At 31.4% G+C, this 15,631-nt stretch carries 17 protein-coding genes, 1 pseudogene and 2 other annotated features; all 18 genes and pseudogenes read right to left on the reverse strand.

Features of this window, described 5'->3' with window-relative positions; all coding sequences use genetic code 11:
* Positions 1 to 39 precede the first annotated feature (39 nt).
* Positions 40 to 246 carry a hypothetical protein gene (locus JCM14822_RS03920; RefSeq protein ID WP_054739864.1) on the reverse strand — a complete coding sequence of 69 codons (207 nt, stop codon included), beginning with the start codon at positions 244 to 246 and terminating at the stop codon, positions 40 to 42.
* Positions 247 to 432: 186 nt separating this feature from the next.
* Positions 433 to 615: an IS66 family transposase gene (locus JCM14822_RS24795; protein ID WP_083461252.1), complete on the reverse strand. Its 183-nt coding sequence runs from the start codon at positions 613 to 615 to the stop codon at positions 433 to 435.
* 489 nt (positions 616 to 1,104) lie between these two features.
* A complete protein-coding gene (locus tag JCM14822_RS03925) occupies positions 1,105 to 2,163 on the reverse strand; it encodes a TolC family protein (RefSeq protein WP_054739866.1) in 1,059 nt (352 codons plus the stop codon).
* 21 nt (positions 2,164 to 2,184) lie between these two features.
* Complete coding sequence (locus JCM14822_RS03930) at positions 2,185 to 3,381, reverse strand: ABC transporter permease (RefSeq protein ID WP_054739868.1); 1,197 nt, start codon at positions 3,379 to 3,381, stop codon at positions 2,185 to 2,187.
* A gap of 12 nt (positions 3,382 to 3,393) precedes the next feature.
* Positions 3,394 to 4,614, reverse strand: a complete 1,221-nt coding sequence (locus JCM14822_RS03935) for an ABC transporter permease (protein WP_054739870.1) — start codon at positions 4,612 to 4,614, stop codon at positions 3,394 to 3,396.
* A 34-nt stretch (positions 4,615 to 4,648) separates the two neighbouring features.
* Positions 4,649 to 5,341 carry an ABC transporter ATP-binding protein gene (locus JCM14822_RS03940; protein WP_054739872.1) on the reverse strand — a complete coding sequence of 231 codons (693 nt, stop codon included), beginning with the start codon at positions 5,339 to 5,341 and terminating at the stop codon, positions 4,649 to 4,651.
* Entirely contained in the window at positions 5,338 to 6,792 is a 1,455-nt protein-coding gene (locus tag JCM14822_RS03945; RefSeq protein WP_054739874.1) for an efflux RND transporter periplasmic adaptor subunit, read from the reverse strand. The genes JCM14822_RS03940 and JCM14822_RS03945 overlap by 4 nt, the downstream gene beginning before the upstream one ends.
* 26 nt (positions 6,793 to 6,818) lie before the next feature.
* The gene (locus JCM14822_RS03950) at positions 6,819 to 7,442 is read right to left on the reverse strand and encodes a TetR/AcrR family transcriptional regulator (protein WP_054739876.1); all 624 of its coding nucleotides are present in this window, start codon (positions 7,440 to 7,442) and stop codon (positions 6,819 to 6,821) included.
* Positions 7,443 to 8,360: 918 nt separating this feature from the next.
* A complete protein-coding gene (gene rplT / locus JCM14822_RS03960; RefSeq protein WP_054739879.1) occupies positions 8,361 to 8,717 on the reverse strand; it encodes a 50S ribosomal protein L20 in 357 nt (118 codons plus the stop codon).
* Positions 8,718 to 8,743: 26 nt separating this feature from the next.
* On the reverse strand, positions 8,744 to 8,947 hold the full coding sequence (gene rpmI / locus JCM14822_RS03965) for a 50S ribosomal protein L35 (RefSeq protein WP_054739881.1): 204 nt from the start codon (positions 8,945 to 8,947) through the stop codon (positions 8,744 to 8,746).
* A 49-nt stretch (positions 8,948 to 8,996) separates the two neighbouring features.
* Positions 8,997 to 9,488, reverse strand: coding sequence for a translation initiation factor IF-3 (gene infC / locus JCM14822_RS03970; protein ID WP_054739882.1), 492 nt, complete (start codon positions 9,486 to 9,488; stop codon positions 8,997 to 8,999).
* 965 nt (positions 9,489 to 10,453) lie between these two features.
* Complete coding sequence (locus JCM14822_RS03975) at positions 10,454 to 10,882, reverse strand: hypothetical protein (protein ID WP_054739884.1); 429 nt, start codon at positions 10,880 to 10,882, stop codon at positions 10,454 to 10,456.
* 89 nt (positions 10,883 to 10,971) lie between these two features.
* Positions 10,972 to 11,106 carry a hypothetical protein gene (locus tag JCM14822_RS22420; protein ID WP_278287168.1) on the reverse strand — a complete coding sequence of 45 codons (135 nt, stop codon included), beginning with the start codon at positions 11,104 to 11,106 and terminating at the stop codon, positions 10,972 to 10,974.
* Between the two features lie 11 nt (positions 11,107 to 11,117).
* Positions 11,118 to 11,549: an ABC transporter transmembrane domain-containing protein gene (locus tag JCM14822_RS03980; RefSeq protein ID WP_304502429.1), complete on the reverse strand. Its 432-nt coding sequence runs from the start codon at positions 11,547 to 11,549 to the stop codon at positions 11,118 to 11,120.
* A 9-nt stretch (positions 11,550 to 11,558) separates the two neighbouring features.
* Complete coding sequence (locus tag JCM14822_RS03985; RefSeq protein ID WP_157047616.1) at positions 11,559 to 11,723, reverse strand: hypothetical protein; 165 nt, start codon at positions 11,721 to 11,723, stop codon at positions 11,559 to 11,561.
* Positions 11,724 to 11,941: 218 nt separating this feature from the next.
* A complete protein-coding gene (gene thrS, locus JCM14822_RS03990) occupies positions 11,942 to 13,915 on the reverse strand; it encodes a threonine--tRNA ligase (protein WP_334291642.1) in 1,974 nt (657 codons plus the stop codon).
* A gap of 92 nt (positions 13,916 to 14,007) precedes the next feature.
* Positions 14,008 to 14,250, reverse strand: a binding site (T-box leader).
* Between the two features lie 73 nt (positions 14,251 to 14,323).
* Positions 14,324 to 14,458, reverse strand: coding sequence for a hypothetical protein (locus JCM14822_RS22425; protein WP_278287170.1), 135 nt, complete (start codon positions 14,456 to 14,458; stop codon positions 14,324 to 14,326).
* A 154-nt stretch (positions 14,459 to 14,612) separates the two neighbouring features.
* Positions 14,613 to 15,308: pseudogene (locus tag JCM14822_RS24400) on the reverse strand (aminoacyl--tRNA ligase-related protein); the annotation flags it as partial.
* A gap of 78 nt (positions 15,309 to 15,386) precedes the next feature.
* Positions 15,387 to 15,595, reverse strand: a binding site (T-box leader).
* Positions 15,596 to 15,631: the final 36 nt, after the last annotated feature.

A 15,631-nucleotide genomic window follows, 5' to 3' on the forward strand; every position in this document is an offset into this window, starting at 1 on the left:
ATAAATATATTAATTATTTGTAACTATTCACTCACTAACTTAAGCAAAAATAAAATTCTCCTCATCGGAAAGTGCTTTTCTTAATGCTTTTATATGGCTGATATCATGTTTTTTAGCTGTTCCTAGATATGACATAATTATCATAAAGTTTTGTACCCCTTCAAGTGTTCTAAAGTAACCAGCTACTTTGGTCTTTACTTTTACCATTCGTACATCTCGTTTAGTTTGATTATTATCAAATAGCATATTAAGCCCTCGTTGTCAAAGAATCTTTCTATAAGGGCTCGGACTTTTCCTTGTTTTTACCTGGTACTTTTTTTAGATGGGATTGAGTTTTCTAGCTTCCTCTATTATACTCTGATATTCTTTGTGGAATTTATGGGTATAGTAATAGGTCAGCTCCTCTTTACTCATAAATACTACTTTATCTCTTTATTTTTTCATATCTAGTAGCAGTTCTATCATCTTTGATGCCCACGTTTGTTCGGGATGATTTTCTTTGATTCCTGTAAGCTCTCTTAAAAGATGAGCACAACATACGGCGTGAGTTGCGACATCATACTTCCAATAAAATGACCAACAATCGTAAACGTCTATACCTATATAGTTGAGAATCTAACATAAAAATCGTACTAAAAAACTTGTTTATCCACAGTGAAAAATATATTTATTCAGCCAACGGCTGAACAGTTACAATTATTTTTACTATTAATTTTCATGTGCACTATGTATATAAATAAACTTTTTGTTTACAGACATTAAACACATACTAAAAGATTATACATATTTATACAGAAAAGGTCAATATTTTTTACACTAAAAATTTATAGCTATCAAACATTTTGTTTAGTATTAAATTTCATATACCCCGTTGATTTTTCTAGCTTTATCACCTATTAACATATGTATTTATTTAAAAATCATACATGTAAACACAAAACATATCTCTAAAACAAAAGTTTAGTTATAGTATGTTTTATAATTTACATGCCTATCCACCCACGAATATATATTCTGACATTAAAAAGCATTCAAAAATCATTAACTTTAATTTTTGAATGCTTTTACTATACATATTATATTTTATAATTCTTATAAGTCTGCTTATGACTGCATTACCCAAGGCTTTTCAACCTGTGTTTTTAATTCATCATATTTAAATATTTGTTCTAAGTATTCCACTTGCAATGCATCTAACTGTACTTTTTGTGTTTCATAATCAATAGCACTTAAATAACCTGCTTTATACTTAATCTCTGCAACCTTCATGTCTTTTATACTTATATTGTAACTGTCTTTTTTACTTTTTATTGCATCAAGCTGTGCATTTAACTCTGTGTATTTTTTCTCAATTAATAATTTATAATTATCATAATTTGCTTTAACTTGCTCTTTAGCTGTTTGTACTTGTGCCTTGTTTTCTAGATATGTTGTATATGTAGGTCCTGTTCCACCTACTCCTGATTGATAAATTGTATCCCAAAAGTTATCTACATTTAAGGTAGCTTTTTGATCAGCAAATTTAGTGAGTTCATTAGCCATAGCACTTGAATAGGCCGTAAGTGATTTCTCAAGTATAAATGGTTGATATGTTTCATCAGCTACTAATACGTATTTGTCTACGTCTAAGTTCGTAAGATTTAAGAAACTCTTCTTAGCATCTTCTAAATTCTTTTGTAACTGTTCTTTACTTACCTTAATATTTTCTACTTCTTGTACCTTTTTCTCATAAGTTAATGTGTCACAATAACCTCTATCTTTTTTAATCTTTAATTGTTTGATCTGTTTTTCACCTAATTTAATCTGTTCGTCTAAAAGATTGATTTTCTTATACATTAAAAACATATTGTTATAATCATTTACAACTTCATTAGCAATCTTATCTTTTCTAAACCCTTTCTTTTGTTCAGTTTCTCTTACATCAAGCTGTTTTGTACTATATTCTAAAGTAGATATATCTCTCATATCTTCTGTTTGTTCTTTATAAACCTCAATATTCCTACTATATTGCCCTAATGTATCATCTTTACTTATCGCCATATCTATTGCTTTTTGCATATCTAGTACCGGTTTTGACTCTTCCGCTGCCCATGTAGGTGTAGCTAATAATGTTGCACTTACCATAAATATTGCTACTGATTTTATTTTTTGTCCTAATTTCATATTCCCATCTCCTCTTATATATTATTCATCTTTAAGTGCTTCAATAGGGTCAAGTTTTGCTGCTTTATATGCTGGATATACGCCAAAGATAATCCCTATTACACTTGATGTACCTACCGAAAATGCTATCATGCCTATTGTCATTTTAGCTTTAACATGCATAGCTGAACCAATTAGGAAACCGCCAAGGTAACCTAAGATAAGTCCTGATATTCCACCTAACAACGTTAGAATTAAGGCTTCCACAAGGAACTGATTCAATATCTGTTTATCTGTGGCTCCTAACGCTTTTCGAATACCAATTTCCCTTGTACGTTCTTTCACCGTTACAAGCATAATATTCATAATTCCTATACCACCTACTAATAATGATATAGCTGCTACAACACTAGTAAATAAATTTACTTTATTTAACATACTGCTGTATGAGTCCCCCATTTCTGCTACAGAAGTAGCGTCAAAAACATCTTCTACCCCATGTCTCCTATCTAGTAATTTAGCAATAGGGCTGCTGAATTTAGATGCATCATACTCATCTTTTATAACAACTATAGCTTGATTTGCTTTTTTCTCACCATCCATAATATATTGATTTAATGTAGCAAATGGTACATAAATAATTGGTGTAATCTGACTCTTTGGTGCTGCTGAAGGATATTGACTCTTAACTACTCCCACTACTTCAAATTCTTGCTTTTCTCCACTTATATTGATTTCTATTGTTTTTCCTAATGCTGCCTTTGGATCTTTTAAACCAAGCATTATTTCTGCAAAATTATCTTCAACTATAATAATATTCGATTTAATATTTTCATCTTGTTCAATAAAGCTTCGTCCAAATCTAAGATTTAAACTTTTTACTTTCTCATAGTTATATGGAATTCCAAATAGTAGAACCATTCTTTCATCATTCTTATAATCCATTGCACTTTCAGTTTGTCCATCATGCATCATAATACTAAATTTTACTTCTGGTATCTCATTAATAACATTTAAATCATCTGCTGTAATTAAGTCCTTTGAGCTATATGCGTTTATTTGTATAGCACCTTTTCCTATAGTGTTAAACTCTTCTGTCATATAGCCTTTTACACCTTCACCTAAGCTTAATATAATAATAACAGCACCTATTCCTATCAGCATCCCCAGCATTGTTAGGAAAGTTCGGAGTTTATTACCTTTAAGCTGTTTAAAGGCACTTTTTAGTATCTCTTTCATCCTTCTTCCCCCTTAATCTGCTCTTAATGCTTCAATAGGATCTAATCTAGCGGCCTGGTAAGCTGGATATACACCAAAGATTAAGCCAATACTTACAGAAGTTACTGTAGAAAATACAACCATGCCACTAGAAAATTTAGCTTGTATACCAAAATTAGCTCCAATTGTAATAGCACCAATATATCCTATAATCATACCTATAAATCCTGCTATTACAGTTATGAGTAAAGCTTCAATAACAAACTGTCTAAGTATCAATTTGTTAGATGCTCCTAATGCTTTTCGAATACCAATTTCCCTTGTACGTTCTTTCACCGTTACAAGCATAATGTTCATGATTCCTACCCCACCTACAATCAATGAGATACTAGCTAAAGCACTAACGAACATTGTAAGCACACTCATAATTTTATCTACCATATCTACAATTTGTGCAACACTCATAATACTATAGCCATCCTTTAGATGATGTCTACGATTCAAAATTTGACCTATCCTTGTTGCTACTGATGTCTGATCATATCCATCTTTTATAAGCCCTGCAATCATGGATACATCTTCTCCTGCACCTATAATATTATTAAGTGCCTTAAAAGGTGTGATATATTCTTTTAAACCATAATATTTCTCTAATTCTTTTTGTGACTGATTGACATCACTCTCAGTTTTATAAATACCTATAACTTGAAAACTTACAGGCTGTTTTTCAATGACAATCTCTATGTTATTTCCTATCATATCTTCATAAGGAATATTACCGAAATAAGCTTTACCAATTATATCTGCAATAAGTAATACTTGACTTCCTGCTTCCTGATCACGTACACTAATATTCCTTCCAGCTCGTAGTGTAATAGGTTTTATAAGCGTCATATAACCATCTTCTACTCCTGTAATCCATGTGTCAAATTCTTTTCCCTTTGCATCTCTTATACTACATTCTTCAGACGTACCACGTATTGCAGTTCTAATCTCTTCTAAGTTTCTTATAACCTGTACATCTTCTGGTGTTATTAAATACTCAATGGTGTCTTCCTTGGCTTCTATAGAAAACACACCTAACCCTAAATTTATAAACTTATCTTTGAAGAAATCTTGGAACCCTGTTCCTAATGCTAGAATTGCAATAACTGAACCTATTCCTATAAACATTCCTAGCATTGTTAAAAACGTTCTTCCCTTATTACCTAAAAGCTGTTTTAAGGCCATTTTTACTGTTTCCCGAATATTCATATTAGCCTCCTTTCACACAAGCTTATGCTGTAAGTTATATGCCTCTTCTATTTTGAATTAATGCATCATCTATGATGATTCCATCTCTAAAGACAACCTTACGCTTTGTAAATTCTGCAATATCCGGTTCATGAGTAACCATAACAATTGTTACGCCTTCATTATTAAGGCCTTGAAAAATATTCATTATCTCCACACTTGATTTACTATCTAAGTTTCCTGTAGGTTCATCTGCTAATATTATAGCCGGATTATTAACCAAGGCTCTTGCAATAGCTACCCTCTGCCTTTGCCCTCCAGAAATCTCGTTAGGTGTATGTTTAATACGATTTCCAAGTCCCACTTTAATGAGTGCATCTACAGCTCTTTCTCTTCTTTCTTTCGGCTTTATTCCTGCATACATCATTGGTAATTCTACATTTTCTGTAATTGTTAATTTAGGTAATAAGTTAAATGCTTGAAATACAAACCCTATTTTTTGATTACGAATTTTAGAGAAATCTTTATCATTAGCTTGTGAAATATTAATACCATCTAGTATGTAAGTACCACTTGTAGCATGGTCAAGACATCCCAATATTTGCAAGAACGTAGATTTTCCAGAGCCAGATGCTCCCATAATCGAAACAAACTCTTCTTTTTTTACCCTAAAATTAATATCAAACAATGCTTGTAACTCTAGTCTGCCATTACGATAAATTTTATTGACGTTTTGGATATCTATCACTGTTCATCACCTATTTTCTCATCAGCTATTTTTTCATAAGAAACTTTTGTATCGACTGTAATTGCTTCTGATGGATTACTTACAACTAATTCATCTTTATTTACACCTTCTACTTCTATATTAAGCCCATTACTAAGTCCTTGTGTAACTGTTCTCTTTTCTAATGAACCATCTTCTTTTACGACATAAACATAAAATTCGTTTTCATCATCTTCTAACACTGCTAAAAGTGGTACAACACATACATCTTCTCTTGTATCTGTAATAATCTTGACATCTACCGAAAAGCCTGGTTTTAACACGTCTCCTGGTTTAGTAATTTCTACGTCTATAGGTAGTGAAATAGTTTCTCCTTTAGTATTTGTTTCAGTTGTAGCTACTGCTGCTATTTTACTTACCTTTCCTGGAACTTCAATGGTTTTAGATCCTGTATATTTTACAGTTGCATCCAAACCAAGTTTTAAATCTGCTGCATAATAAGGTGAAATATTACATTTAACTTTTAATTTACTTGGATCTACTATTGTAAATAAAACTGTACCAGCAGCAACACTCATGCCCTCTGCTACATCTAATTTAGTAATAACACCATTAATAGGTGCCACTACCTGAGTTGTTGCTTTATTCAAACTAGTTTGTGCATCATAAATATCTTTTTCAAGTTGTTTAATCTCTGATTTTTTAGCTGTAATTGCCTCTTTTTTAGTTGTGCTTTGTTCCTTATTTAATAAAACATCTAATTCATATTGTGCAGAAGTAATTTGTAAATCAATAGTTTTTAGGCTTTCTGTATTAAGGGCAATTGTTTCATTAGATTGACTAATCTTTTGTTTCATAGTTGCAATCTTGTCTTTTTCCGTATCCACAGTATTTTGAGATACAAGCCCTTCTTTTAAAAGTTCTTCATCTAATTTCAATTGTTTTTCTGCTTCACTTAAATCAGTTTTTGCATTTGTAATTTCTATTTTTACATTTTGTATTTCATTTTGAGCTTTCTTTTTACTATCTTGTAATGTTGCAATACTTTGCTGTGCTTTTAGAATATCTCCTTTTGAAGAAGCCCCCATCAAATCATTTAGTGATTCATTTGCAGCCGCTAATTTGGTTTGTAATACTTCTAGACTTTTTTGTGTAGAAAGTTGCGTTTCTTGGTCTAAAACAACAATAACGTCACCTTTTTTAACACTGTCTCCTACCTTTTTAGAAACACCAATAATTTTATTATTTGAATCTAAATAAACAGTTTGTGTATCAATTGCTTCAAGTTTTCCACTAGAAGAAATCTTCGTTTCAATATTATCCGTTTTTACTTTCTCTACTTGTACACGCATTCCTGTTTTATCGCCACCAATGGTGTCATCTTCTTTAGGCTTATTTTTCACAGCAGCAACTACTAAAACCCCTGTTATTGCTACAACTGCTACAATGATTAATATCTTTTTTCCTTTCATAACATCCTCCAAAAAAATTCATTATCCTATTTGTAAATGCCATATTTCAGTATAGTAATATACTTATTTAGTTCCTTCTCTAATACATCTATATTTCTATTCTTGTCCCTTAAATGTATAAGTTCATCATATCTTCTAAATACTGCTTCTAAAAGTGTATTAGTTACAAAAATAATATCTTCTATTATTAAATCTACGCGAATTGACTCAAAGTTTAAATAAGCTATAAGATATTCTTGTAGCCACTCCATTTCAATTCTCTTATATTGTTTTATTTTCTCATTTTTATTCTCAGTAATTTTATTAGTATAGTCTTTAAGTAATTTTATTTCTAATGTATGATTACTTATATAGTAATATTTAGTAAGTAGTAAATGCTTTAATCGTATATAAAAATCTTTCTCATCTATACTCTCTACTACTTCTCTAACCTCCTTTTGCACCTTTGCCATTATGTAGTCTACAACATCTTCATATAGGCCTTGCTTACTAGAAAAATAGTTAAATAAACTTCCTTTAGATATTCCAGCTTTCGACGCTATAATCTCTGTAGATGCTCTGTCATAGCCTACATTTGCAAATTCGCCAATAGCTACATTTAAAATATTTTCTTGCTTAATTTTACTCAAATTTAAAAAGTTTCTATTCATAACATCCTATCCTTTTGACTTTGTAGTCATTTTGAATTATATTATAATATTTTTTAATAGTCAATTAATTCTAACTAGTATTAATCTTACATTTTTGTTACCTTACTGTTATATTTGAACACTCATTTCATAATATATAATAAAGATGTTTTTTTATATTATTAAGAGGAGGACAAGATGCTACATAATAAAAAAAGTAATGTCACAAATTACAATCGTATTTATGCTGTTTTGCTCGTAGCAATTAATTTATTTTTTCTATTTATTACATTGAATTTTTTACTTCCTGTTGCTAATTTTATCTCTCTCTTTTTCTTATCTATGGCTGTTTTCAACTTAATTCTTTACTTATTTAGCAAAAAACTTTTGCATTTATTAATTGCTATAAGCTGCTGTAGTTTTTCTATTTTATTAAGCCTACTTTTTACTTATATTAATTAATAAATCAATACCACCAGTTGAACTGGTGGTTTGCACAGCCCTAGAAGGGAATATTACTGGCAGCATCTTAAAAGATGCACCGATTAGCCCGTCAATCGCATTACTTTCACAGGCAGTCACTAAAGTGGCTGTCTTTTTTGTCTCTTAATTCTTGCGACCCGTAAACGTTCATCTTTCTATTTCTAGTAAAATCTACACTAGGATTTCTAACAAAAAGCGAAGGATTATCAGCTAAATCCACTATCACATTTTCTAAGGATAAAGTTAAGTTATAATATAATCTGACATACTATTTCCTCCTTGTAATCAAGATATTTCTTAATTACAAGGGCCGCTTTCACTATGCTCTATATGTCAAGAATTTTTTACAAAATAAAAAGACCCCTATATCATTTCTGATATAAAGATCTTAAATCGTTATCTTAACTTAATGACATTACCCCTAAGGATGCCTTTTTAAAAGGCTATGATTGTTAATTATTTTAAGTTAGCTTTAGCTGTTTCCACTAATTGTGTAAAAGCAGCTGGGTTTGTGATTGCTAATTCTGATAACATTTTTCTGTTGATGTTAACGTTAGCATTTTTTAATCCGTTCATGAAACGACTGTATGATAAACCGTTTAAACGAGCTGCAGCGTTGATACGAGCAATCCATAAAGTTCTGAATTCTCTTTTTCTTAATTTACGACCTACGTATGCGTAGCTTAATGATTTCATTACAGCTTGTTTAGCTGTTCTAAATTGTTTAGATTTAGCTCCTCTATAACCTTTAGCTAATTTTAATACTCTATTACGTCTTTTTTTAGTAGACATTCCGCCTTTAACTCTTGCCATTTGCTTGACCTCCTATCGTCTATTTCTTATAAATATGGTAAAATTCTCTTCATTTGTTTTTCATTTGTAGAATCAACTAATGTAGCTTTTCTTAAGTTACGTTTTGTTTTAGTTGATTTTTTTGTTAAAATGTGTCTTTTGTAAGCTTTGTTTCTTTTTAACTTTCCTGTTCCTGTTACTTTGAAACGTTTTGCTGCTGCTCTATTAGTTTTTAATTTTAATTTAGCCATTGTGAGAAGTCCTCCTTTTATACCTTATATTTATTTATCAATAAGTAACTTATTTTGGTGTTACCACGATAACCATTGCTCTGCCTTCTAATTTAGGTTTTTGTTCTGCTACTCCAACTTCTTCTACTAAAGCCATAGCTTGCTCAAGAAGTTCGTTTCCTCTATGAGTATGCATCATTTCACGCCCACGGAACACAACAGAAATTTTAACTTTATCCCCTGCTTTAAGGAATTTTGCTGCATTTCTCATTTTCGTTTCAAAGTCATGCTTTTCAATACTAGCTGAGAGTCTAACTTCTTTAACGCTAATAGTTTTTTGTTTTTTACGCGCTTCTTTTTCTTTCTTAGCTGCATCAAATTTGTACTTACCATAGTCCATGATTTTACATACTGGTGGTTTTCCTTGTGGAGCGATTTTTACTAAATCAAGATTTTTTTCTGAAGCCATGCGTTGTGCTTCTTTAGCTGAAACAATACCGATTTGCTCGCCATCTGCTCCTATAAGTCTTACTTCTTTGTCACGAATTTGTTCGTTGATCATTAAATCGTTAATAATGGGCACCTCCTAAATTTGTTTGCCTAAATATAATTATTTTTCACCCTTTTGGCGTAGTGTGATACGCTTACATAAAATAATAAGGTGGATAGCCGAAACTACCCACCTCTCTATATCATACTAAACTAAGTTAATCAAATTCAAATTAGTATGACCTTACGAACAACTAACGTTGTAAGGTGAGAAGTAATAGCTTCTACTTATTAGGCTTGCCGCCTTCAACATCTAATATAATATCATCTTTCTTTCATTTTGTCAACAATCAATTAGAATTGTATTTTTTCCCATTTTCATGTGGAACATTTTGATTATTTGCAGGTACTTCCCATCGACTATATATAATATCTATGGCAGATTGCTCCCCCATAATTATTTTCCCACTTTTATTAATCATTTTATTAAATTCATAGCAGGATTAAGGCGTTTTGTTAGAGTATACCTCCCATAATTTATATGAAAGGCTATATTTAGTATAGTCACTTTTTAATCTTTCTATGACCAACTTTTTCACCTTTTTTAAAGTTATATGTATAATTAGTATTTTTCAATTCTAGCTTCGTCTACCCATTTGTTTAATTGTTCTTCATAATAAGCACCTTGTCTCTCTTCACTCAGATTTTTACGTATTTCTTCCATAGCTTCTTGTCTAGAAATACTTTTTGCCTCTACGATGTTTTCCACTTTTAAAGAAATAATAATTATCTTCTACTTTTAATAAAACTAATACTTGTCCTTCATCCAGCGTTCTAAAATACCTCTATCATTTCAGGCTCCAAGTGCATTTTATCATATTCTACAAAGCCCAATTCTTGAGCTTCACAAATAACCTCTTCTAAGTCTATTTCACTTATTGCTTGTTCAATTCATTCCTGCATCTAATCTTTCTTGAACAGCTTTTATACCTAACTACACATTAAGCTGAGCTTCTTCCTCATTACTATCTGAATAAACTATAATATACTGCATATCAGCCCTGCACATTGCATATATTCTGCTTTATTTGCTTCATAATGCTGAACGACTTCTTCTTCACTCACTTCAACATCCACTGTTCTTATTGTATCGTTAACTTTATCTGTAATGACTTTCTTTCTAAGTTCCTCTATATACTCAGCTTCTGTCATATTTACTTCATTTAAATCATATTTCCTAAGTACTTCTAAATCTCTATATTGTTCAAGTATTGTTATCATACAATCTGGTCTTGTCAGATTGTATAATTTCAATACTCTCTCTTTTATGCTGTTTATATTATTTTCCGCAATGGCATAAATTGATTTTTCTATTTTCGTTATCATATTGGAATCTCCTAAAACTACACCGTTATATTGCTCCTCATAGAATAATCTTACAAATTCCTCACTTAAGCTTTCTGCCACTAAATGATTCACTTTATATAAAACTATATTAGGCACATCGATATTGCTTTTTAATAAAAATTTACTATTTGTAATAAAAGTATTATAGGCTACATCACTAAACTACTATACGATAAAAAGGCTACTAAACCACCTATTGTCAACTGATCTTTTCCAATAAAAATAATTGCAATGATATAAATCAGATTAATCACAATGCTTTGTATAAAGCTATCACTTCTCATATTAATCTGCTCTAAAAACTGCACCCTTTTTTATCTAAATCCATTTTGTTTTTTGTCAAATGACTATATATCTCTTCTTGTTTCTTATATAGATTCCATAATTTAATTTCTTGTATGCCATTAATCATCCCCCCTACCCATTCACCTGTTTTTCCTACGTTTTCAAGAAACATATCAAACATCTTATCTTTTTTGGTAGTTATAATACCTATAATCACATATTTAATAGCTGCAAACATTAAAATAAATATACTTAATTTCCAGCTGATTAATACTAGTCTAATAAATCCACCTACTAATTTAAACATTTCCATAATTAAATTAAAAAAGCTCTGGTCTGCTAACTGTGCAACGTTTGTTATATCAAACATTATGCTATCTAGAATTTCAGAAAAGCTTTTATCATTAAATGTTGTCATTTTCAACCTTAACAACTTACTAATAGCCTTATTTTACAACTCAAACTCTACTCTATTTTTCAAATTTATATGTACACTATTTTGCACAACACTTATACTTTCTGATACTAACGTAAGCACTAATATAATTCCTATAATTTTCATAGCTACTTGCATATCTGTTTTCATAATTCCTTTATACATTAGTTGCTGTGTCAAGATTGGAATCTCCATATTAATACCTGATATACAAGGCGTTAACAAAAAATAATTTCTCTTCCTTTTTAATTACTCTTTTTCCATTATACCCCTTCCTTGCACCTTTTCCCCTTTACTCGTGCTTATATGATAATGCTATTTTAAATAATTTTCTATATTTTATATCAAAAAAGGAGTATCTGTAACTTTATACAGACACTCCTTGTATTTCATATAATTTATTTATTTTCTTCTTGTGGTTCCATATGAAGTAAGTAGTTGAATTTTGTTTTAATTTCTTCATCTACGCGGTTTACGAAATCTACAAGTGACATTGCACCCTCATCACCTTTTTGACGACTTCTTACTGAAACTGTTTTGTTTTCCATTTCATCAGCACCTACTACTACGATGTAAGGTACTCTTTCCATACGTGCTTCACGGATTTTGTATCCAATTTTTTCTGTACGGTAGTCAGCTTCTACTTTTAAGATACCACGGTTTTTAAATTCTTTAATAACTTCTTCTGCATAATCAGCATATTTATCAGAGATTGGAAGAACTTTAACTGCTGTTGGTGCAAGCCATACTGGGAATTGACCAGCATATTTTTCAATAAGCATAGCAAGTGTTCTTTCGTAGCATCCGATAGATGTACGATGAATGATAAGTGGGTGTTTTTTCTCACCATCTGCATCAATATATGTCATACCAAGTCTTTCACCAAGGGCGAAGTCGATTTGTACTGTAATGATTGTATCTTCTTTACCATGTACATTTTTGAATTGGATATCAAGTTTTGGACCGTAGAATGCTGCTTCACCTACAGCTTCTTCGTAGTTAATTTCAAGGTTATCTAAGATATTTCTCATGAGACCTTCTGTTCTTTCCCAAGCTTCTGGATCATCAATGTATTTTTCTGTGTTTTCAGGATCCCATTTAGAGAATCTGTAACTGATATCATCTTGAATACCGAATGTATTCATCATGTATTTGATAAGTTCAATTACACCTTTGAATTCATCTTCGAGTTGTTCTGGTGTACATACAAGATGTCCTTCAGAAATTGTGAATTGACGTACACGAATAAGTCCGTGCATTTCACCTGATGATTCATTTCTAAATAATGTAGATGTTTCACCGTAACGAATTGGTAAATCTCTGTAGCTATGTTGTTCCGCATTGTATACTGTGAATTGGAATGGACATGTCATTGGACGAAGTGCAAATACTTCTTTATCTGTTTCTTCATCGCCTAATATGAACATACCATCTTTATAGTGATCCCAGTGACCTGACATTTTGTAAAGGTCGCTTTTCGCCATAAGAGGAGTTTTAGTAAGTACATAACCTCTTCTTTCTTCTTCATCTTCTACAAAACGTTGAAGAGCTTGAACGATTCTAGCACCTCTTGGCATAAGAAGTGGAAGTCCTTGTCCTACCTTATCATCTGTCGTGAAAAGTTTAAGTTCACGACCAAGTTTGTTATGGTCACGCTTTTTAGCTTCTTCTAACGCTTTAAGATGAGCTGCAAGTTCAGCTTTTTTAGGGAATGCTGTAGCGTAGATACGTGCAAGCATTTTGTTTTTCTCATTACCTTTCCAGTAAGCACCAGCTGCATTTAAGATTTTGAATGCTTCTACTGGTTTTGTGCTCATAAGGTGTGGTCCTGCACAAAGATCTGTGAATTCACCTTGTTTGTAGAATGAAATAACTGCATCTTCTGGTAAGTCTTTGATAAGTTCTACTTTGTATGGTTCATCTAATTCTTCCATAAGTTTGATAGCTTCTTCTCTTGGAAGTTCAAAACGTTCGATAGGTAATTTTTCTTTAACGATTTTTTTCATTTCAGCTTCAATTTTTTCGAAATCAGCTTCAACGAAGTGTCTATCTGTATCGAAGTCATAGTAGAAACCATCTTCAATAGCTGGCCCAATAGCAAGTTTTACTTCTGGGAATACACGTTTAACAGCTTGAGCTAAGATATGAGCTGCTGTGTGACGGAATGCCCATTTACCTTCTTTATCATTGAATGTTAGGATTTCAAGTTCACAGTCAGCTGTAAGCTCTGTTCTTAAATCCACCATTTCTCCATTTACTTTACCAGCGCAAGCTGCTCTTGCAAGACCGCTGCTTAATTCTTCTGCAACACCAAGTACTGTAATACCTTTTTGACATTCTCTAATGCTACCATCTTTTAATGTAATTTTAATCATTATAATGCTCCTTTCAAATTTGACTTTTGTAATGATAATTATTTGAAGGCACAAAAAACCCCGTCCCTTCTAAATAACTATCCTTATTTAAAAGGGACGGGATTTACATCTATTCCCGCGGTTCCACCCTTGTTACTTTCATTTCTTAATCCAAAATACATTGAAACTAAAATCTAAAAGTCACTCGCTTATACTGACGATAACGGGGTCACCGAATTGTTTTGCAATCACTCCGAGGTAGTCTTCACTTATAAGCTTTAAAAATGCTCCCACCAATGCATCTTCTCTCTGAAAAAGTTTTTATAAGTTACTCGTCTCATCATCGTTTTAATTTTTTGTAATGACATTATTCTAGCTAATCTATAGGTATATGTCAATATATATTATATTATACTATTAGGAAATTTATACCTTACATTCAAACAAAAAACTTACCCCTTCCTCTGTATTTAACACTCCATATTGCCATTTATGCAGTTCTAAAATTTGTTTCACAATAGCAAGTCCAAGTCCAGTTCCTTCACCAGAAAGATTTACCATATTTTTGTTTTTATAGAAACTCTGTCAAATATTTTTTAACATTTCTTTAGATAAAGGTTGCCCTTCATTTTGTATACCTACTTTTTTGCCTTCTATTTTTCCCTTTTTAGGGGTATGAGCAATAGCATTCATAATAATATTATAAATGACTTTCAAAGATATGGGCATCATCTTGTATAAAGTTTCTTACACACATTAAACCATGTAATGCACCAGAAAGTTCATGACGATGTACAAGCCCTAATTCACCCATTCTAAGTGGTAAATCTTTTTATGAACGCATTTTTGTTTTATATACAAGCATACCACCAAGACATTTCATAGGTTTAACTGCATAATCTTCTTCATCAATGATAGTAGTATACATATTTTCACGATAATGATTCCAGCGACTACTTCTAAACCATAATTCTTTATTTAAAATACTAGGTATAGAAATTTCTTGATAACTAGCTTTTTTTGTAAATTTCTCTCTAATAATCAATAGGTGTATTTTTAAGAATCATACCTTTTGGTAAGAAGAATGGGAATCCTAGCCCCTCATCAAGTAAAGCAAAAAATTCAAGTTCTTTTCCAAGTTTACGGTGGTCTCTTTTCTTAGCTCCTTCGATTTTATCAAGATGCTCTTGAAGCTGCGCTTTTTAGGGAAAGCTGTAACATATAAACGTTGTAATATTTTATTTTTTTCATTACCTCTCCAATAAGCACCTGCTACAGACATGATTTTAAATGCTTCTACCGGTTTAGTACTCATAAGGTGTGGTTCTGCACAAAAATCTGTAAATTCACCTTGTTTGTAGAATGAAATTGTTTCACCTTCTGGTAAATCTTCAATATGTTCTACTTTATAAGATAATCGTTCAAAATCAAAGTAGTAATTTAAAAATTTGCATCAAAAAACTCTCATCCCTTAAATAACTGCTTATTTAAAAGGGACGAGAGTTATACCCGCAGTTCCACCCTTGTTGCAAAGAAATATATTCTTTACCACTTATTATTATGATAACGGTATAATACCGGATTGGTTTACAATCACTCCGAGGCGGTCTTCATTTGTAGCCTTTAAAAATACTCCCACCATTCTATCTTCTCTCTGAAAAAGTACTTACAAATTACTTTTCTCATTATAGTTTTCTTAAAATTACAAAATTTAATATTATTAAATTTTCATTC

It is taken from the genome of Cellulosilyticum ruminicola JCM 14822, assembly GCF_001311925.1.
In the GTDB taxonomy this organism is placed as follows: Bacteria; Bacillota; Clostridia; order Lachnospirales; family Cellulosilyticaceae; genus Cellulosilyticum; species Cellulosilyticum ruminicola.

Excerpts from the sequence above, each read along its gene's own strand:
- JCM14822_RS03925 (WP_054739866.1), bottom strand. The coding sequence starts at position 2,163 with ATGAAATTAGGACAAAAAATAAAATCAGTAGCAATATTTATGGTAAGT.
- JCM14822_RS22420 (WP_278287168.1), bottom strand. The coding sequence starts at position 11,106 with ATGAGAAGTGATAGCTTTATACAAAGCATTGTGATTAATCTGATTTAT.
- JCM14822_RS03950 (WP_054739876.1), bottom strand. The coding sequence starts at position 7,442 with ATGAATAGAAACTTTTTAAATTTGAGTAAAATTAAGCAAGAAAATATT.
- JCM14822_RS03945 (WP_054739874.1), bottom strand. The coding sequence starts at position 6,792 with ATGAAAGGAAAAAAGATATTAATCATTGTAGCAGTTGTAGCAATAACA.
- rpmI (WP_054739881.1), bottom strand. The coding sequence starts at position 8,947 with ATGGCTAAATTAAAATTAAAAACTAATAGAGCAGCAGCAAAACGTTTC.
- rplT (WP_054739879.1), bottom strand. The coding sequence starts at position 8,717 with ATGGCAAGAGTTAAAGGCGGAATGTCTACTAAAAAAAGACGTAATAGA.
- JCM14822_RS22425 (WP_278287170.1), bottom strand. The coding sequence starts at position 14,458 with ATGGTAAATCTTTCTGGTGAAGGAACTGGACTTGGACTTGCTATTGTG.
- JCM14822_RS03920 (WP_054739864.1), bottom strand. The coding sequence starts at position 246 with ATGCTATTTGATAATAATCAAACTAAACGAGATGTACGAATGGTAAAA.
- infC (WP_054739882.1), bottom strand. The coding sequence starts at position 9,488 with ATGATCAACGAACAAATTCGTGACAAAGAAGTAAGACTTATAGGAGCA.
- JCM14822_RS03935 (WP_054739870.1), bottom strand. The coding sequence starts at position 4,614 with ATGAATATTCGGGAAACAGTAAAAATGGCCTTAAAACAGCTTTTAGGT.
- JCM14822_RS03930 (WP_054739868.1), bottom strand. The coding sequence starts at position 3,381 with ATGAAAGAGATACTAAAAAGTGCCTTTAAACAGCTTAAAGGTAATAAA.